Origin of the sequence: Segatella copri, assembly GCF_019249795.2 — a bacterium.
GTDB classification, from domain to species: Bacteria; Bacteroidota; Bacteroidia; order Bacteroidales; family Bacteroidaceae; genus Prevotella; species Prevotella copri_B.
On the sequence record NZ_CP156891.1, the window covers coordinates 2515001 to 2534075 of the forward strand.

13 protein-coding genes and 2 pseudogenes (1 of these 15 only partly in view) are annotated in these 19075 nt (G+C 42.4%); 10 read left to right on the plus strand and 5 right to left on the minus strand.

The window, feature by feature from the left end:
* The 3 genes from KUA48_RS10530 to KUA48_RS10540 form a co-directional block, all read right to left on the minus strand.
* Positions 1 to 163 carry the start of a hypothetical protein gene (locus tag KUA48_RS10530; RefSeq protein ID WP_153080145.1) on the minus strand. The gene continues 218 nt to the left of window position 1, outside the view, so only the first 163 of its 381 coding nucleotides appear in the window; it begins with the start codon at positions 161 to 163; the stop codon falls past the left edge of the window.
* A 206-nt stretch (positions 164 to 369) separates the two neighbouring features.
* Positions 370 to 1593, minus strand: coding sequence for a transposase (locus KUA48_RS10535; protein ID WP_369503226.1), 1224 nt, complete (start codon positions 1591 to 1593; stop codon positions 370 to 372).
* 122 nt (positions 1594 to 1715) lie between these two features.
* On the minus strand, positions 1716 to 2678 hold the full coding sequence (locus KUA48_RS10540; RefSeq protein ID WP_117664257.1) for a broad-spectrum class A beta-lactamase CfxA6: 963 nt from the start codon (positions 2676 to 2678) through the stop codon (positions 1716 to 1718).
* A gap of 140 nt (positions 2679 to 2818) precedes the next feature.
* Between KUA48_RS10540 and KUA48_RS10545 the strand changes: the two genes are divergently transcribed.
* The 10 genes and pseudogenes from KUA48_RS10545 to priA all read left to right on the plus strand — a co-directional run bounded on the left by KUA48_RS10545 (position 2819) and on the right by priA (position 15015).
* Positions 2819 to 4105, plus strand: coding sequence for an IS1380 family transposase (locus tag KUA48_RS10545; RefSeq protein WP_106811463.1), 1287 nt, complete (start codon positions 2819 to 2821; stop codon positions 4103 to 4105).
* A 594-nt stretch (positions 4106 to 4699) separates the two neighbouring features.
* Positions 4700 to 5329 (plus strand): DUF6088 family protein, encoded by a 630-nt coding sequence (locus KUA48_RS10550; protein ID WP_089543958.1) that lies wholly within the window; start codon positions 4700 to 4702, stop codon positions 5327 to 5329.
* Positions 5298 to 6314 (plus strand): annotated as a pseudogene (locus tag KUA48_RS10555) (nucleotidyl transferase AbiEii/AbiGii toxin family protein). Before KUA48_RS10550 ends, KUA48_RS10555 begins: the two are co-directional and overlap by 32 nt.
* 173 nt (positions 6315 to 6487) lie before the next feature.
* The gene (locus KUA48_RS10560) at positions 6488 to 7450 is read left to right on the plus strand and encodes a type IX secretion system membrane protein PorP/SprF (protein WP_153085979.1); all 963 of its coding nucleotides are present in this window, start codon (positions 6488 to 6490) and stop codon (positions 7448 to 7450) included.
* 38 nt (positions 7451 to 7488) lie between these two features.
* Entirely contained in the window at positions 7489 to 8949 is a 1461-nt protein-coding gene (locus tag KUA48_RS10565; protein ID WP_119237483.1) for an SUMF1/EgtB/PvdO family nonheme iron enzyme, read from the plus strand.
* Positions 8950 to 8954: 5 nt separating this feature from the next.
* Entirely contained in the window at positions 8955 to 9686 is a 732-nt protein-coding gene (gldL, locus tag KUA48_RS10570) for a gliding motility protein GldL (protein WP_218432841.1), read from the plus strand.
* A 228-nt stretch (positions 9687 to 9914) separates the two neighbouring features.
* Positions 9915 to 10811, plus strand: a pseudogene (gene gldM, locus KUA48_RS10575) (gliding motility protein GldM); the annotation flags it as partial.
* Between the two features lie 63 nt (positions 10812 to 10874).
* Complete coding sequence (gene gldN / locus KUA48_RS10580) at positions 10875 to 11933, plus strand: gliding motility protein GldN (RefSeq protein ID WP_118140344.1); 1059 nt, start codon at positions 10875 to 10877, stop codon at positions 11931 to 11933.
* Positions 11934 to 11961: 28 nt separating this feature from the next.
* The gene (locus tag KUA48_RS10585; RefSeq protein ID WP_218432839.1) at positions 11962 to 12573 is read left to right on the plus strand and encodes a porin family protein; all 612 of its coding nucleotides are present in this window, start codon (positions 11962 to 11964) and stop codon (positions 12571 to 12573) included.
* Positions 12574 to 12744: 171 nt separating this feature from the next.
* Positions 12745 to 15015: a primosomal protein N' gene (priA, locus tag KUA48_RS10590; protein ID WP_218432838.1), complete on the plus strand. Its 2271-nt coding sequence runs from the start codon at positions 12745 to 12747 to the stop codon at positions 15013 to 15015.
* Positions 15016 to 15140: 125 nt separating this feature from the next.
* Here priA and KUA48_RS10595 read toward each other — a convergent pair whose 3' ends face one another.
* Both KUA48_RS10595 and KUA48_RS10600 read right to left on the minus strand, forming a co-directional pair.
* Positions 15141 to 16742, minus strand: coding sequence for an OmpP1/FadL family transporter (locus KUA48_RS10595; RefSeq protein WP_153094986.1), 1602 nt, complete (start codon positions 16740 to 16742; stop codon positions 15141 to 15143).
* A 218-nt stretch (positions 16743 to 16960) separates the two neighbouring features.
* Positions 16961 to 19060, minus strand: coding sequence for an HD family phosphohydrolase (locus KUA48_RS10600; RefSeq protein WP_215652627.1), 2100 nt, complete (start codon positions 19058 to 19060; stop codon positions 16961 to 16963).
* Between the last annotated feature and the right edge of the window lie 15 nt (positions 19061 to 19075).

Below are 19075 nucleotides of genomic sequence, written 5' to 3' on the forward strand. Positions count from 1 at the left end.
TGATATTACCACAGAGATTGCAAGTCCCATAGTCCACACCAAGAGCTAAGATGATGTTTCCTTCCCAATCATCGGCCTCGTCTTCTTCCATAGCAGGGCGTTCTTTCTGTATGAAAGTCTGATAGAGGTCATATATCTCTTGCAACTCTTCTTGTTTTCCCACAATGTGGTAGCGTACTTTTATATTATGCATTTGGGATGCAAAGATAGCTAAATCTGATTCCATGTCTTGTCAATCGATTTCACTACTGTCCAATAAAAAAGGGCAATTCGATCTTTGAAACAGTTGAATTATAGTCTTTTATGCAGTATTTTGCAATGAAACGGACTTGATTTTGTACAATAGTTCGTTAATAATTCAATAATGTGCTAAGCAGCTATACGCTGTAAGCACGAGAGATCTTTGAAAATCTTGCTAATTAAAGTTCGGTTCGGGATGTACCCGCATGCTTTAAAAATTCGTCTCACCAGATAAATGTTGGTCATCAGTGACTTGAATGAAGACATAGAATATTCCATTCCCATCTCCTTCATAGTTACCTTGGCAACATTTAGTGATGTGAACGAAGCATTGAAAGCAAAATCGAGTTTCCACTTATCGCGAGCCTGGCAGTCCATAAGACCAGTATAGCCTTTGGCGTCACGAAAGCAAAATTCGATCTGAAACCTGGTTCTATAATAAAGAAGTACCTCTTCACCCGAAAGTGAGGTGTATGTAGAGAAGAATAGTTTCTTCTTGCCATTCGGCATCTGCCAGATGACAAGTCTAACTTTACACTTGAGTGCCTTGGAATAGGCAATCAAAGTATAAGCTGTTCCTTCTATATCTTTCATCTCCATCTTCTCCATTCGAGTGAGGTCAAGATTCTTCATATCAATCTTGCCATCCTTGGTCTTGGGGCGACCACGTTTTCCAGTACGTGGACCAGTATAGACATAAAAGAGACAAGCATTGTCACGAAAGCGGCTTATCAAAGAGAACCCTTCTTTCTTTATCCCATTAACAAATGTACTTGTAGAGAAGTAAGCATCTGCAACTATGAGGGTTGAGAGTTTAAGAAGTTCCTTGCGGTAACGCTTAATGACGCTGATATAGAAATCTACCATAGTCTTGTTTCTAAGACTCAGTTCTTTATTATTTAGCGACTGGTGGGCTCTTAACATCATGCAGTCTTTGGTATCAATATCAATGAGTCCAATACCCATGATTTCGAGACCATGTTTAACAGACTGAGCACATCCTGACCAAAAACGACCGATATGTGGTGTTTTCTTGCCAGCTTTACTGATGTAGCTGGGATCAATGGCAATAGCCCATCTTCCCTGTTTACCCAAGAAGCGCTTGGCAAGTGAGACATTAAGTTTGAGCCAATCAATGCACTTCGACTTTTTCAAGCCGAATGCGTTGCGATAGGTTTGCTCAACATGCAAGCCATACCTCCCCATTTGGGTGAAATTTATCTTTCTTGGTATTACCATGAACAAAATTATCACCTCGATGAGTATTTTCTCGAAACTTTTTGTTATCTTTGCAGCTGAATCTTCAACTGCATCTTTAAAGATATCCATATATTGGTCAAGTCCTGTATTCATGTAATATTGTATTTGTCGTGATCTACAAAGTTACTGAAAATCAGCGACTTGACCAACTTTTTACAGTTAAGTTTTCATAAGCATTTCTTAATATAAGTTATTGATTTACAGACGATTAAATATTAATTTAACGCAGTATTGATTAATAAAGAATATACTACCGCTGATATATGCGCAACAAATTGTGACGCTTGTGATTCATTTCCCTTGAAATCCTTAACAAATACAGCTAAGGTATAGCAGACCTTATTAGGCAGACATATATAGGCTACATCATTCTGAGCTGCAAGAATACCATTTTCATTGACATTACCAGAACCTGTCTTATGTGCTATTACAACCCCTTCTTTATCAAGAAGTGGAGCTACTATCCTATCTATACCTGTTTTACATTCTTTCAATGCATTCTTAATGAAATCTTGTTTCTCATTACTGATAAGACTTTCTGTAAACAAACGATTCATCAACATTGCAGCACCAAGAGGAGATGTGTAATTAGAGTAAGCTTTGTCATGGTCAGCGGACATTTCCTCTTCTGTATAAGCTATCTGAAAACTCGAACGTGGTATGAGTTTCGCTATAAAACTGTCTGTTTGTGCAGTATTGAGCATATTCTTAAACATGATATTGCTTGCATTATTGTCGCTCTGGGAAAGAGTATAGCGCAACAGATCTCTTACTGTCAACGATATAACTGGTGCTGAATAATCTTTCATCATAGGGCTCCATGTCTTTGGATCAAGTTTTTCCCTATTTATCTTTACCAAGGTATCAAGGGAAAGGCCTTTTTTGTCAAAATCATTGCAAAGAGCTAATGCCTGATGAACCTTAAATACACTCATCATAGGATAAATGCTTTTATTATTAACACTAACCGTATCTGTGTTATTAATAATAACCGCCACACCAATTTCACCAGGACAAGCCGAGACAATCTGAGAAATGCTATCAGTCAAAACATCTGTTAATGGAGGATTCGCGCTACCTTTTGTAGCTGATTTATGGGACAATGAGAACACCAAGATGAAGATGCAAACTAAAGCTATACACAAAACTACGATTTGCTTTTTTCTGTTTTTTTTCATGTTCATTAATTCCGCAACACTATAGTTTAACATTATTTATAAGTGCCTGAGCAACAAAAAGTTGCCCAGGATTTTGCCATGTCAGAATTTTCACTTACCTTAGTGTTGCGAAAAGAAGACAAGCAAAACTCTAATATGACATGGCAAAGATACAAATAAAATCTGAGAAACTCACTCCTTTTGGGGGAATTTTTTCGATTATGGAGCAATTTGATGCTCTTTTAGCTCAAACCATTGATTCCACCTTGGGATTGAGATGCACTATGTTTGGTTATCAATATAGCGAGATTCTACGCTCTCTGATGTGCGTATATCTTTGTGGTGGCTCATGTATTGAGGATGTTACAACTCACCTGATGAAACATTTGTCTCTTCATCCAACTCTTCGCACTTGCAGCGCAGACACCATATTACGTGCTATCGAAGAACTGACTTTTAAGAGCATCACCTATAAGTCTGCTTCTGGCAAATCCTATGATTTCAATACTGCAGACAAGATGAACTGCTTACTGGTCAATGCCCTGCTTGCTACTGGTCAATTGAAATCCGGTCAAGAATATGATTTTGACTTTGACCATCAGTTCATTGAAACAGAGAAGTATGATGCAAAACCAACCTACAAGAAGTTCTTGGGCTATAGTCCAGGTGTAGCTGTCATTAACGACATGATTGTTGGTATTGAAAATAGAGACGGCAACACAAACGTGCGCTTCAACCAAAAAGAAACTTTGGAAAGAATCTTCAAGCGATTGGAGGCTTCGGAAATATATATTTCTCGTGCCCGCATGGATTGCGGCTCATGTTCGGAGGAAATCGTAGATATGGTAGAGGCTCATTGCAGGCATTTTTATATTCGTGCCAACAGATGCTCTTCTTTCTACGATTCCATGTTTGCCTTAACTGGATGGAAAACTGTTGAAATCAACGGTATTGAGTTTGAGTTGAATTCTATCCTTGTTGAGAAATGGAAAGGAAAACCGTATCGTCTTGTCATACAGAGACAAAGGCGAATAGATGGAGACCTTGACATTTGGGAAGGCGAATATACCTACAGATGTATACTGGCTAACGATTACAAGTCGAGTGCAAGAGACATCGTGGAATTCTACAATCTTCGTGGTGGCAAGGAACGCATCTTCGATGACATGAACAATGGCTTTGGCTGGAATCGATTGCCAAAATCGTTCATGGCACAGAATACTGTATTCCTGCTTATGACAGCTCTCATCAGAAACTTCTACAAAGCTATTATGCAGAGATTGAAAACCCATGAATTTGGATTGCGTGCCACCAGCAGAATCAAGACCTTTGTTTTCAAGTTCATCTCTGTTCCTGCGAAATGGATTAAGACATCACGTAGGCATGTATTGAACATTTACTCAGACAACAATGCTTATGCCAACCTGTTCAAGACAGACTTTGGTTAAAGACCATGCTTTTCTGGTTAAACCAGCGTATTACCTCAAGTCGCTTTATGGGGTAAGGGGATTTTGTGTCTGCGACATTTCTGTTATGCAAGAAATATGTACAATAAAATGAATTTTGTCGCTTTGCAAGCAAAATCCCACTAAACCCTATAGGTTGCGGATTTGAGGTAAAGAAGGTTACACAAAAGAACAAATAGCGAAACTTATGTTTATAAATGGTCGTCATCGTAAGACTTCTGACTATTCTCTATATTGGCGAGCCGGAAACTCCATTGTCGTGCAGGTCTTGTCCGCAGTCTTTACTGCAATAATCAAGCAGTATCCAGATTCATTCGGAGAATTTGCCTGTATGTCTCCTAAAGAGTGAAAAACTGCCACGAAAAAAGAGTATCAACGTCGATATTATGCCAGTCATAAGGAAGAACTACAACGCAAGAGCTGTGAGTACCACAGACAGCTAAGAGTGAATAAGAATAAGTGATTGTGGAAAATGTTTGCAAAGTTTTCTACATAAAAAAAGTTAATTTAATCAGTGGTATGTTACGCATATCGCTGATTTTTTGTATTTTTGCACCATTAAAGAAAGAAAACGATATGGCAGAAATAGCAAACCGTATATACGAGACAAGTGAAGGGCAGATTCTCTTCATCTCAGACTTCTCGGACATCAATGATAATGAGAAGGTGGTAAGTCGTGCACTTTCTGTAGAAGAAAAAAAGGGAAATATAGTTCGATTAGCTAATGGGGTTTATCTTCGCCCTAAGAATACCCGATTTGGGATAGTCTATCCATCAATAGATGAAATGGTGATGGCTATAGCCCAGCGAGATAAGGTACAAATACAACCTTCAGGAGTTACAGCGCTCAACAAACTTGGACTCTCAACACAGGTGCCTACAAAATATACTTATCTGACATCGGGAAGTGGAAGAGTCTTGACTCTTGGAAATCGGACTATAGAGTTGAAGAGAAGTGTTCCTAAGAACTTTGCTTTTCAGACAGTGTTGGCAGCGCTTCTTGTACAAGCTCTTAGAACATTAGGACAAAAGAATGTAGGTAATCAAGAACTCTCTACCATAAGAAAATTGGTCAATGAAGAGGAACATAAAGACTTGTTTGTACAAGACCTTACTCTCATGCCAGTATGGATGAGAAAGCTGATAACTGATATAATAGATAAAAACGAGCATTATGACACTTTGGTTAAATCACACAATAGATGAACGAATAGCAATGTTGCAACGTGCGGAAGAGAAGTTTCGTATTAATCAGGTTGCAATTGAAAAGGACTGGTGAGTAACTGTGGTGCTCAACGCTCTTTTCAAATGTTCATGTGCAGATCAACTCATCTTTAAGGGAGGTACAAGTCTCAGTAAAGGATGGAATTTGATAGAAAGATTCAGTGAGGATATAGACTTATCTGTAAGCCATGAATTCTTCGGTATAGAGAAGACGACAAAGAATCAGCGTGAAAAACTTCGCAAGAAGGCACGTAGGTATTTTCTTGATACAGTTTCTGCAGAGTTGGATGAAAATCTAAAGAAACTTGGTGTGGAAGGATACCATATAGAAAATGTAGTAGAGGAATTTGATGAGGATGGTAAGGCAAGTCCCGTTGCAAGTGATAAGGATCCGTCTGTCATTCTCGTTCATTATGAGTCTATGCTTGGTCATACGATAGAGTATATTCCGCCAAGAGTTAAGATAGAGATTAGTTGCTTGTCTATGAATGAACCTACGGAAGACCGTTTGATTTCATCATATATTGAGCAGACTTTCCCTGGAGAAGATGCGGCGGCTACAGCTACGGTCAGAACAGTTGTGCCTACTCGAACATTCCTAGAGAAGGCATTCCTGCTATGCGAGGAGTTTCAGAAACAGACTCCTCGTCATGTCCGAATGTCTAGACATCTTTATGATCTCGAACGCTTGATGGATACAGGATTTGGCAAACAAGCCCTGCAGGATATTGATTTGTATGAGCGTATAGTTAAGCATCGTTCCATATACTATGCTGTTGGGTATGTAGATTATTCTAAGTTGATGCCTAGTGAGATTGATTTCGTTCCTAGGCAAGAGTTGATGAAGGATTGGGAAGGTGATTATGCAGAGATGTGTAACCACTTTATCTATGGTCAGACTTTATCTTTCGAAAAACTTTTAGAGCGAATCAAGGAGTTGCAAGATAGGTTTAGAAAAGCCTTTTAGCGACTTTTACTCCTTAATAAAATGTTCAATAAAAAAGTTAGAAGGCTATAAGTGTTTGGTATTCAGCCCTAATATTCCTCTGGAATGATGACGAGTATTAATCTCGATGATAGGGCTGCTCTCTTATAAGAGGGTAGCCTTTTTCATCTTTTGTTTCTTGCTTATATATAATAATGTGTAAGAAATTCCGTTATCTTATTGTGTTGAAAAGATTTATCATTATATGGATTCTGCTAGTGGGGGTGCTCGAAATGAGGGCACAGTATGATCCTTCCTTCAGTCATTATTTTGACATGGAACCATCATTCAATCCTGCTGCTGTGGGTAAGCAGTCGAAACTTAATGTTGCGGCGGCCTACGCACTTGATATGGCTGGATTCGAACATAACCCCCGTACCTTTCAGGTGGCGGCTGACATGCCTTTCTTCTTGCTCAATCACCGGCATGGAGTAGGCTTGTCGCTACTGAATGACCAGATTGGTCTTTTTACTCATCAGCGACTGGCTTTACAGTATGCTTTGCAGAATAAACTCCTGGGTGGAACGCTGAGCGTGGGTGTGCAAGGAGGCATGCTGAGTGAGAAGTTTGATGGAAGCAAGGTGGATTTGGGAGAAAGTGGTGACCCTGCCTTTTCTACTTCAGACGTAAATGGAAGCGGAATGGATTTGAGTCTGGGTCTGTATTATCAGCATAAGGCCTGGTATGTAGGACTTTCTGCCCAGCATCTTACATCGCCTACGATAAATCTAGGTGAGACCAACGAATTGAAAATAGATGCCACATATTATTTGACAGGTGGATACAATATTCGACTGAGAAATCCGTTCTTAACAATAAAGCCGTCTGTTCTTGTTACAACAGATGGTACCACATGGCGAGGCGACCTGACAGGAAGATTGGTTTACCAATATGAAAAACGGATGTTGTATGGTGGAGTAACCTATAGTCCGGACAGATCGGTAACCGTGCTGGTAGGCGGTAGTTTCCATGGGGTAGTGCTTGGTTACAGTTACGAGGCATACACCTCTAAACTCAGTGCCGGAAATGGCAGTCATGAACTCTTTGTAGGGTATCAGACCGATATCAACCTGACCAAGAAAGGCAGAAACCGTCATCAGAGCGTCAGAATATTATAATGTAAATAGAAATAAGAACATAGTAGAATCATAAAACAATGAAGAAAAGTATATTGCTCCTTAGTGCATTCGCTATATTGCTCACCTTGAGCGGCTGCTTCGGTGCCAAGCAAGCTTCTGTTGCAGGCAGAGGTGGCGAGGTGGTTGGCGTGAGCGGTAGAAGCTTTGTAGAGCCAGCCCCTTATGGTATGGTAAAGATAAACCGTGGCTTCCTGAAAATGGGAATGGAGACCCAAGACTCACTCTGGGGAATGAAAACACCACGCAAGGATGTGTCGGTGGATGGATTCTGGATGGATGATACCGAAATCACCAATTCAGAATATAAGCAGTTTGTGGCTTATGTGCGCGATTCTATTCTTCGTACCCGTCTGGCTGATCCTGCTTATGGAGGCGACGAGACTTACATGATTACTGAAGATAAGAATGGCGATCCGGTTACACCTCATGTAAACTGGAAGAAAGCGCTGCCTAAGAAACCTAATGAGGATGAGCAGAGAGCTTTTGAAAGTTTGTATGAAACCAATCCGGTTACAGGAGAAAAACTCATCGACTGGCGCCAGCTCAACTATAAATACGAAATCTATGATTATACAGCTGCGGCTCAGCGTAAGTTCCGTCTGAATCCCCAGGAACGTACCTTCAACACCGATGTGAAGATAAATCCGGACGAGGTGGTGATGATTTCAAAAGATACCGCTTATTATGATGATGAGGGTAGAGTGGTGCGTGAGACCATCAACCGTCCGCTTTCAGGACCATGGGACTTCCTGAATACCTATATCGTGAATGTTTATCCTGACACTACCTGTTGGGTAAACGACTTCAGAAATGCAGAGAATGAAACCTATCTGAGAAGTTATTTCAGCAATCCTGCGTATAATGACTATCCGGTAGTCGGTGTAACCTGGGAACAGGCAAATGCCTTCTGCGCCTGGAGAACAGACTATCTGTTGAAGGGCTTAGGTCCTGAAGCAAGATTTGTACAGCGTTACCGTCTGCCAACCGAGGCAGAATGGGAATATGCTGCAAGAGGCAAGAACCAGAATGAATTTCCTTGGGACAATGCGGATGTGAAGAATGGGGATGGCTGTTTTTACGCCAATTTCAAACCAGACAGGGGCAACTATACCAAAGACGGCAACCTGATAACCAGCAAGGTGGCTATCTATTCGCCAAATTCTAATGGACTTTACGATATGGCTGGTAATGTGGCAGAGTGGACAAGTACCGTTTATACAGAGGCTGGTGTAGACGCCATGAGCGATTTTAACCCAACTTTACAGTATAATGCTGCCATAGAAGATCCTTACCGTTTGAAGAAGAAGAGTGTAAGAGGTGGTTCCTGGAAAGACCCTGAGTCGTTTATCCGTTCGGCATGGCGCACTTTCGAGTACCAGAATCAGCCTCGCTCATACATCGGATTCCGTTGCGTGAGAAGTCTTGCTACTACGGCAAGCGGAAAACAGAAACCATTGAAGAATAAGAATAGGAGATAAATAATATGAGCTATTATAGCAAATTCAATATTGTATACCGCTTGCAGAAGTGGATGGATAGTGTGCCGGGTCAGACATTCCTTAACTATGCTTACAGTTGGGGTGCCTCTATCGTAATCGCTGGTACCCTCTTTAAGTTGACCCATCTTCCTGGTGCCAATTTCATGCTTTTCTTAGGTATGGGAACCGAGATTCTCGTGTTCTTCCTTTCTGCTTTCGACCGTCCTTTCGACAAAACAGCTGAAGGTAGAGACTTGCCTACCCATGCTACAGAGGAGTATCTGGAAGGAAAGGTGTCGGCAGAAGAAATGATGACTGCCAAGAATCGTTCTGAAACCATTCAACCTCAGGTTGCTTCTCCTGTCTCTCCTGTAATGGCTGCTGCGCCAGAACTGACTCCACTTAATCCTGAGGTGGTGGAAGTTCAGAACAGCTACGTAGAACAGTTGAAGAGCCTGGTAGAAACCTTGAGTAAGGTGAACGAACAGAGTAGCCGACTGACTCGTGACAGCGAGGAGATGGAGAATCTGAACCGTACCTTGACAGGTATCAGCAGGGTATACGAGATGCAGCTGAAAAGTGCCAGCCAGCAGATTGGTACCATTGACCAGATCAATGAGCAGACCAAGATGATGGCAAAGCAGATAGAACAGTTGAACAAGATTTATACCCGTATGATTGATGCCATGACCATCAATATGCGTGTGGCGGCTCCTCATGTAACAAGTGAAGAGTAAAGACGAAGAAAATAAATAGAATCAAGCAAATTTATATCCATGGCAATCAAGAAAAGACCGGTTTCGCCTCGTCAGAAGATGATTAACCTGATGTATGTCATCCTGATGGCTATGTTGGCGCTGAATACTCCTACAGATGAGGAATTCGGTGTCAAAGGCAAGTCTATTGTCGAGAAAATCAAGAAAAGTCTTGCCGATGATGGGAAGAAATCGGATGAGGAGAAGAAAAATATAGATCTGGTAGAACTGAATGTGAATGAACTCGATGCATTCGTTATTCCAGAGAAAACAACCCTCTATGCCGGTGAACGTTTCAATTCGCATGTGGTGATGGCTGCAATAGACAGTACACAGCGCCCGGAAATCTATGTGAATGGTAGTAGGCTGAATGCCGAGAATGGCAGATACAGTTTTGTGGCAGGTGGCGTAGGTGAGCATCAGTTTGGCGGTTACATTCTGATGAGAGGCAAGAATGGCGAGATGATGCGACGCAATTTCGTTCAGAAATACACCGTATTGCCTGTTCCTAATACAGCTACCGTTGCTGCCGACCTGATGAATGTGCTCTATGCAGGCTATGCCAATCCTATCAGCATCAGCGTTCCTGGTGTTCCGGCAAATGCTATCTCTGCAACTATGACAGGCGGTTCTTTCGTAGCTAAGGGCAATGGTCATTTCGTGGCTACACCTTCAGCGGTGGGTAAGGATGTTACCATCCATGTGACAGCCCGCGATAAGGGACAGGTGAGAAGTCTGCCTCCATTCGTTTTCCATGTAAGAAAACTTCCTGACCCAACCGCTTATATTGCGATGGGTACAGACAGATTTAGAGGTGGTGCTCTATCGAAAGGTGCTCTGATGGGTGCTCCAGGCATTCATGCAGCCATAGATGACGGACTCCTTGATATTCCGTTTAAGGTGCTGGGCTTCGAAACCGTATTCTTCGATAATATGGGCAATGCCATACCTCTGGCTTCTGCGGGTTCCAGTTTCTCAGAACGACAGCGCGAAGAGTTTAGAAAACTGTCAAGAAACCGACGCTTCTATATCTCGCATATCAAGGCTGTAGGTCCTGATGGAATTACCCGAAATCTGCCGGCAGCAATGGAAGTTATCGTCAGGTAAGTGAAGAGTTCAACGGCTTTACTTATCATAAAGTTCAAAGTTCAATGTTCAAAGTTCAATGTAATGAAAAAGATATTATTCATATTCATGCTTTTGGGAATGGTGCAGAGCATCATGGCACAGCCAGCGGCTCGCAGAAAGCAGGCTCAGCAAAAGGCACAACAGTCTAATGCTGATAATATGACCTTGCGTGCCAAACTCTATTTCCCTACAGCCATCCCGATGGATGAGGACGTGGTTTGGAGAAGAGACATCTATCGTGAACTCAATCTCACAGATGATGCCAATGCTGCCTTGTATTATCCTGTAGAGCCAACAGATGGTAAGATGAATCTCTTTACCTATATCTTTAAACTGATGTTTACGGGTAGAGTGCCTGTTTATCAGTATCGTATGGATGGTAATGAAGATTTTTCTGCCGCCAACCGTCTTACTCCGAAAGCATTCGTAGATAATTATCATATCTACTACGAGAAGACTGATAACGGAAAGGTGCATATTGATGACAGCGATATTCCATCAGCAGAAGTGAAGGCATACTATGTGAAGGAGACTTCTTACTATGACCAGAAAACAGCTTCTTTCCATACCAAGGTATTGGCTTTGTGCCCTATCATGACCCGTAATGATGACTTTGGAGATGTAGGAAACAAGTATCCGCTCTTCTGGGTGAAGTATGATGACTTAGCTCCTTTCCTGGCTAAGCAGCAGCTGATGACCAGTAATGTGAACAATGCTGCTGTGATGAGTGCAGAAGATTATTTTACCAAGAATCTGTATCAGGGTAAAATCTACAAGACCAATAATATGCAGGGCAATACCCTGGCACAATACTGTCCTTCGGATACAGCCATGGCGAAGGAACAGAAACGCATAGAAGCTGAGTTGGAAGCCTTTGAGAAGAATATCTGGGGTAATCAGGCTCGGAAGGATTCTCTTGACAGTATTGCCAAGGCAGAAAAGAATATGGATGCCAAGACTCTGAAGAAAAGCCGTAACAGAAGAAGTGGTTCTGCATCTAAACCAGCTAAGACTTCTACTGTTAAAAAACGCAGATCAGGAGGAAGTAACGTTTCTTCTGGTGGCTCGGCTAGAGTAACGGTTCGTAGAGAACGTCATTAATTTATATAAGAATTAAAGTAAATATAGAATGAAGAAAGTTTTATCAGTATTAATGCTTGTAGCAGCCATGATGTTTGCTACTAATGCAAATGCCCAGATTAAGTTTGGTTTGAAGGGCGGTTTGGATGTTACTAACATGTCTTTGAGTAACGATGTTTTCGATGCATCTAACAAGACAGGTTTCTTTGTTGGTCCAATGGTTAAGGTTACTATTCCTATTGTTGGTCTGAGCTTTGATGCTGCTGCCTTGTACGACCAGAAGGAAGCTAAGGTGTCTGTAAATGATGCAGAGACAAAAATGACTCAGAAATCTCTTAATATCCCTGTAAACGTACGTTATGGCTTCGGCTTGAGCAGCTTGGCTAATGTTTTCGTTTTCGCTGGTCCACAGTGGGGTATCAATGTTGGTGACAAGAACTTCGAGTGGGATAAATCAGGCTGTTATTCTCTGAAGAAATCTAACTTCAGCGTAAACGTAGGTCTGGGTGTTACCCTGATGAGCCATCTCCAACTCTCTGCAAACTATAACATCGCTTGCGGTAAGACTGCAGATGTTACCTGGAAGGAAGCAAGCGACAAGATTGTGAATGGTAACAGTAAGAATAACAGTTGGCAGATTGCTTTGGGTTATTGGTTCTAATCCCGTAAAAGAACAGGACAGATTATGGGTGAGAACATCGTATGGTCTCGCCTAGTACATCTTAAAATATATAAAAGCAGGTATCCGATGATGGGTATCTGCTTTTTTTTTGCTAACTTTGCAAGTCGAAAGTCTGAATGGCAGATATTTCAAGGTTAAAGAAGATTAGATATGAAATATGTAGATGTGATATTACCCCTTCCGCTCGACGGAACCTTTACTTATTCTGTCCCTGATGGGATGGAAGGGAAAGTTGTGCCCGGGGTACGCTTGCTGGTTCCTCTTGGTAAAAGTAAGAAATATATCGCAATGGCTACCCGACTGCATGATGATAAGCCTGCATTCTCCTGCAAACCTGTCGAGGCGGTGCTTGACAATACGCCTTCGCTTTTGCCTCAGCAGATGAGATTGTGGCAATGGATTGGCTATTATTATATGGCTCCTTTAGGCGATGTCTATAATGCTGCCATGCCGGGAGGTTTGAAATCTACAGAGAAATTCAAACCCAAGATGGAACTCTATGTGGAACTTGCCAGTACATACCGTAGTGAGCAGGCTCTTCACGTAGCGCTCAACTTGGTGCAGAGAGCCTTGAAGCAAGCCAAAGCCCTGACAACCTTTCTGAGTCTCTCGCATTGGGACAGTCTTGATGGTGATACGCCTAGAGAAGGCATTAAAAAAGTGACCAAGGAAGAACTGATGAACGAGAGCCATTGTACGGCTGCTGTTGTCAAGGCGCTTATCGACAGGGGAATTCTCTTTACTTATGAATTGGAAATAGGACGATTGAATACGAATGGAGAATCTCATCTTGACTTGATTAAACCTCTCTCCTTGGCGCAGCAAGATGCCTATAATGGTATCCTGATGCAAATGATGAAAAAGGATGTTGTATTGCTTCATGGTGTGACATCCAGCGGAAAGACGGAAATCTACATTCATCTTATCAGAAAAGCCATAGAGGAGCATAAGCAGGTGCTCTATCTTCTGCCGGAAATCGCTCTGACCGTACAAATCATGGAGCGCCTTCATAGAGTTTTCGGCGACCGGCTGGGCATCTATCATTCTAAATATAGTGATGCTGAGCGTGTAGAAATCTGGCAGAAACAACTCTCTGATTACCCTTATGATGTAATCCTAGGCGCAAGAAGTGCCGTCTTCCTGCCATTTAAGAATTTGGGACTCGTCATTATAGACGAAGAGCACGAGACTTCCTTCAAACAACAGGATCCCGCTCCGCGCTACCATGCCAGAAGTGCTGCCATAGTGCTTGCCAAGATGTATGGGGCTAAGACTTTATTGGGTACGGCTACGCCTTCGATGGAGAGTTATTATAATGCGCAGCAAGGCAAGTATGGTCTGGTAGAACTGAAAACAAGATACAAAGGTATTCAGTTGCCGGAAATTCAGGTGGTAGATGTAAAAGACTTGCGCCGCCGTAAGATGATGAGCGGTCCTTTCTCTCCACAGCTTTTGGCTGCAGTAAGAGAGGCTTTGAAGAATGGGCAACAGGCAATTCTCTTTCAGAATCGTCGTGGTTTTGCGCCGATGGTTGAATGTAAGGTATGTGGTTGGGTGCCGAAATGTAAGAACTGTGATGTCTCGCTTACGTTACACAAAAGCATTAACCTGCTGACTTGCCATTATTGTGGTTACACTTATCCGGTTCCTACGGAATGTCCTAACTGTGGCAGTACGGAAATCATGGGACGTGGTTTTGGTACCGAGAAGATAGAAGACCAGATAGCAGAAATCTTTCCGGAAGCCAAGATTGCCAGAATGGATTTGGATACAACACGTACACGAAATGCCTATGAACGACTTATCGCAGACTTCTCTGAAGGCAGGACGAATCTTCTCATAGGCACGCAAATGGTTTCTAAGGGTCTCGATTTCGATAAGGTGAGTGTAGTAGGCATCTTGAATGCTGATTCGATGCTCAACTATCCCGATTTCCGCGCCTACGAGCATGCTTTCATGATGATGGCACAGGTGAGTGGTAGAGCTGGAAGAAAAGGTAAGCGTGGCTTGGTGATTCTACAGACCAAGAATCCTACCTTGCCTGTAATCGGACAGGTGGTGCATAATGATTATGAAGGCTTGTATCAGGGTATTCTGGAGGAGAGAAGAACTTTTCATTATCCACCTTTCTTCCACCTGATTAATGTGTATGTAAAACATAAATATGATAAGGTATGCGAACAGGCTAGCCATGAGCTCAGCAAAATGCTGAGAAGCTGGTTTGGCGAGCGTGTGCTGGGACCCGATAAACCTGCTGTGGCAAGGGTTAAGACGATGAACATTCGAAAGATTGTTATCAAACTGGAAAATGGTATTGACCAGCAGAAGGTAAGAGAATATCTGAAGTTTGCTCAGCAACAGATGGGAAAGGATCCGAGATATGGAGCTCTGCAGATTTATTATGATGTAGACCCATTGTAGTTTCCTGCTCATCCCTTTCTCCGGCAGAATGGAAGAAAATAAGATTGGTAAATATAATGAAAAAGGCTATCCGTTACTTGTTGCAAGAACGGGTAGCCTTTTAATTATGATAATTGTAGTTATGTTTAGAAGTTGATGTCGAGACCTACTGCGAATATGTTGTTGTTACGTGTGTAATCTGAACTGTAGGTCTTTCCTGTTAGTTCTACATTCTCTGAAGTCTTCTTGTGCTGATAGAAGGTATGGAAGTAAGCTACGTTCAGATCCATCTTCTTGTTGATGTGATAAACACCACCGATTGCTGCAGAGTTGGAACCGACAACGAATGACTTGTCATCCATGTACTCATCGCTCAAACCATAGTTAGTATTCTGCCAGCCAGTACTCAAGGTAATCTTCTTGTTTACGTCTACCTCGACACCTGCGTTGTACTCCAATGTACCACGCTTCAACTTCTCCTGTCGGTTGTTGTAAGATGTAGCGTGCTTGTCATCGAACCAGTGGAAACCTACGTTTACTCTTACTGTATTTACTGGACTATAGCCTACACCGAGAGCCAGATAAGCAGGAATATCACCCGCAATCTTCTTGCCATCTTCGTATTCGCCGATAGCCTCTTTGAGCTTGGTGTCGAACTCGGTCTTCAAGCCAGCCATTGTCTTTACTACATCACCGTTAGTCAAAACAGCTTGAGTAGTATTTGCTGCTACAGCTTGAGCATTCTCTGGAGTCATACCCTTATTTGTGAACACCTGAGTCAATGTTCCAACCATCTGTCTGGACAAGTTGTCTGGGAGAGCACTGATACTAGGAGCCTGATTTACAGCCTTGTTCTTCAAACGTATGCGAGTCTTGAACTCATATTTTGCAGAGAAGTTCCACTTGCCTGTCTTGAAATCTACACCGATGATAGGAGTAAAGCCGATGCCGCTCTGGTCACAGCTCAATTCAATGTTGGCTGCATTTTCCTTGTTAGGGTCGAGTACCTTGTACAGAGGCATGTTGCCTACCTTGATATTTTCAACATATCCATAGTAGTTTGTTGAAGCATAGACACCACGTACGCCTGCAAATGCGCTGAAATTGTCGCTGAATTTGTATGCAGCACCTACAGAGAGACCGTAATAGTACTGACGTCCATGCATATAGCTATTGTAACTATATTCGCCTTTCTGACCGAAAGCTTGATCGGTTGTAAACATTTGCATTCCTGGCTGTCCAAGTGTATTGCCCAATACGTTGTCAACAGTTTTTGCCAAACCGCAAGCAGCCATTGCAGTCTCTGCTACGATCTTCTCGAACGAGCCAAGACCATTATCGAAGGTACACTTGCCGCCGCCACCTGTGAGGGCGAAGCTAGCCTGAAGTGACCATCTACCTTTATTATAAGCATACTGGAATGAAGGGATGACAGGCGCAAAAGCCTCACCCTTGAATGTACGAGGAGTAATAGGATTGTTCACATTGTTTGTGAACAATGCATAATCATTTTCAATGCTACGTGTCTGGTAAGCCAACTGCCAGTTGATGGCAAGATGGTGACCTTCACCCATGAATACAACTCCGGCTGGATTGTAATAAACGCCGTCGATACCAATTGAAGCCTCACGGCTCATCATTCTGTTGAATGCTACATGTTGATTGGTGTTGGTGAGCAAACCGCCTGCAAAAGATGGGGTTGCACAAGCCATCGCAATGGCTAAACTAACTAATTTTAGTTTCTTCATCTTAATAAAATTAAATATAAACGTCCGCAAAGGTAATTATAATGTTCTATTTCGCTATTGGTTTCATTAAATATTTAAAACATATTAACGTAAAAAGCCCTTTTTCTTGCACAGATTTAAAAAACTGTGCAAGAAAAAGGGCTTTTATCGGTTATGTTTTACCTTTTTGTATATCCGTTTATACGCTTTACGGCATAAGAACTTCACGAATTGTATCTTTACTCTTGTTCTTTAGACTCCTGACTCGTATTTTTGCCGGCATTCTGTCTTACGTTCAAATGAGGATACGAAATACGGGTATGGTAAATGGCCTTGAGTCGTTCGATGAGTACCTGCTTAGCGAGAGCGATGTCTCGGAACGTGATAGGGCACTCCTTGAAGAAACCATCTGCCACCTGTCCGTCGATGAGCTTATTGACGAGGTTACTGATGCTTTCTTCTGTATATTCGTTCAGAGAGCGCGAAGCTGCTTCAACCGTATCTGCCATCATCAGGATGGCCTGTTCGCGGGTAAATGGGTTCGGTCCTGGATATTGGAACTGCGACTTGTCAATCACCTCTGTAGGGTGAGCATTACAGTAATTAATATAGAAATACTTGGTGATGCCCGTTCCGTGATGAGTAGTGATGAAATCCTTTATGATGCCTGGCAGACCAACCTTCTCTGCCATCTTCAGACCTTCTGAAACATGGCTTATGATAATCTGTGCGCTCTCAAGGTCGCTTAACTGGTCGTGAGGATTAACGCCCGCCTGATTCTCTGTGAAGAAAACAGGGTTAGTCATCTTACCGATATCATGATAGAGTGCTCCGGTACGTACCAGAAGACTGTTGGCTCTGATGCGGTTGGCAATCTCTGCTGCCAGGTTACCTACGGTGATAGAATGCTGGAAGGTGCCTGGAGCAATCTCACTCAGGTTGCGAAGTAATCCCTTGTTGGTATTTGACAACTCGAAAAGTGTAACATTAGATGTAAATCCAAACATCTTTTCTATAATGTACATGAGCGGATAAGAGAGTAGCAGGAAGATGCCGTTTACGGTAAAGTAGGTATACATGCTGGCATCTACGTTGAACACCTGGTTGTCCTGCATCAGCTGAAGGGCAAGATATACTACACCGCTGGCTATAGTTACCAACAGGGCTGTGATGAATATCTGCGAGCGCTTGCTGAGTTCACGCAAACTGTAAATAGCAACAAGACCAGCTACCAGCTGTACGATGATAAACTCGTACTGGTACTTTACTGCTGCTGCACAAATAAGAATCATCGTAACGTGGCTGATAAAGGCTGTACGCGAGTCCATAAACACACGTACGAAGATAGGCGCCATGGCAAATGGGATGATATAGACACTGAAGAAATTGTGTTTCATCATGAGTGACACAAAGATTGGGAACAGCGTAATCATCGCATAAAGCATGGTAATGCTGCGCGGCTTATCAAAATAGTCTTTTCTGAAAAGTGAGAGATAAGAGGTAAACAGCATGACAAGAATGAAGATAAACAGTACCTGTCCGATGATAGTGGTTGTCAGTTCTTCCTGGGTAGAGCTGCGGCGCTTCATCTCCTTATCGAATGAATTGAGCACCCGATAGGTGTTGTTCGTAATCACTTCACCACGATCCACAATCTTTTGTCCGCTCATCACCATTCCGCTTGCCAGTGGAATGCTGCTCATCATGTCGGCTTTCTCTGCCTCGCTTCTTTCCTTATCATATATGACGTTAGCTTCAACATAATTGTTAAGGTTGCAACGGGATAAAAGCTGTCGCTGGGTTGCCAGTTTCTCATCGTAGAAGATGCGTTCGTAAGCGGCAATAGTAGAGTAGAACGAACCGATAGGTACGCTCTTCACATTCTTTCCGTTGATAATTCGTATCATACTGGTAGAATCTTTGTAGATACGATTATATTCCGTGGTAGCGATGATGCCGGTCTGGTAAAGGTGCTGAAGCTGGTGGGCTATGAGTCCCACATATTCTTTTGGCAAACCTGGTACACCTTGGCTGAAGTCGTGCAGGAAACGGCTCACCTGTTCGCTGCCGATGGATTCATTGACAGAATAATAAGGTTGGAATTGCTTCATCAGCGAATCCTGTTCACGCTTGATGGCTTCATCGGTCTTATAGATCGGAAAGTCAAATTTTGCGATGACGGAACCATACATCCATGGCTTTCCAACATCGTACCGGAACATCCTTCCTTCGTTGCGAGGAAGGAACCAAACAATGATAGCAACGGTAATTAATATCAAAACCGTTTTTGTGGCGAAATTGCGCCAATAGTTCTCTTCTGGGTTGTTAAATATGCTCATTTTCCTACTTTTTTC

Excerpts from the sequence above, each read along its gene's own strand:
- KUA48_RS10535 (WP_369503226.1), bottom strand. The coding sequence starts at position 1,593 with ATGAATACAGGACTTGACCAATATATGGATATCTTTAAAGATGCAGTT.
- KUA48_RS10540 (WP_117664257.1), bottom strand. The coding sequence starts at position 2,678 with ATGAAAAAAAACAGAAAAAAGCAAATCGTAGTTTTGTGTATAGCTTTA.
- KUA48_RS10545 (WP_106811463.1), top strand. The coding sequence starts at position 2,819 with ATGGCAAAGATACAAATAAAATCTGAGAAACTCACTCCTTTTGGGGGA.
- KUA48_RS10550 (WP_089543958.1), top strand. The coding sequence starts at position 4,700 with ATGGCAGAAATAGCAAACCGTATATACGAGACAAGTGAAGGGCAGATT.
- KUA48_RS10560 (WP_153085979.1), top strand. The coding sequence starts at position 6,488 with ATGTGTAAGAAATTCCGTTATCTTATTGTGTTGAAAAGATTTATCATT.
- KUA48_RS10565 (WP_119237483.1), top strand. The coding sequence starts at position 7,489 with ATGAAGAAAAGTATATTGCTCCTTAGTGCATTCGCTATATTGCTCACC.
- gldL (WP_218432841.1), top strand. The coding sequence starts at position 8,955 with ATGAGCTATTATAGCAAATTCAATATTGTATACCGCTTGCAGAAGTGG.
- gldN (WP_118140344.1), top strand. The coding sequence starts at position 10,875 with ATGAAAAAGATATTATTCATATTCATGCTTTTGGGAATGGTGCAGAGC.
- KUA48_RS10585 (WP_218432839.1), top strand. The coding sequence starts at position 11,962 with ATGAAGAAAGTTTTATCAGTATTAATGCTTGTAGCAGCCATGATGTTT.
- priA (WP_218432838.1), top strand. The coding sequence starts at position 12,745 with ATGAAATATGTAGATGTGATATTACCCCTTCCGCTCGACGGAACCTTT.
- KUA48_RS10595 (WP_153094986.1), bottom strand. The coding sequence starts at position 16,742 with ATGAAGAAACTAAAATTAGTTAGTTTAGCCATTGCGATGGCTTGTGCA.
- KUA48_RS10600 (WP_215652627.1), bottom strand. The coding sequence starts at position 19,060 with ATGAGCATATTTAACAACCCAGAAGAGAACTATTGGCGCAATTTCGCC.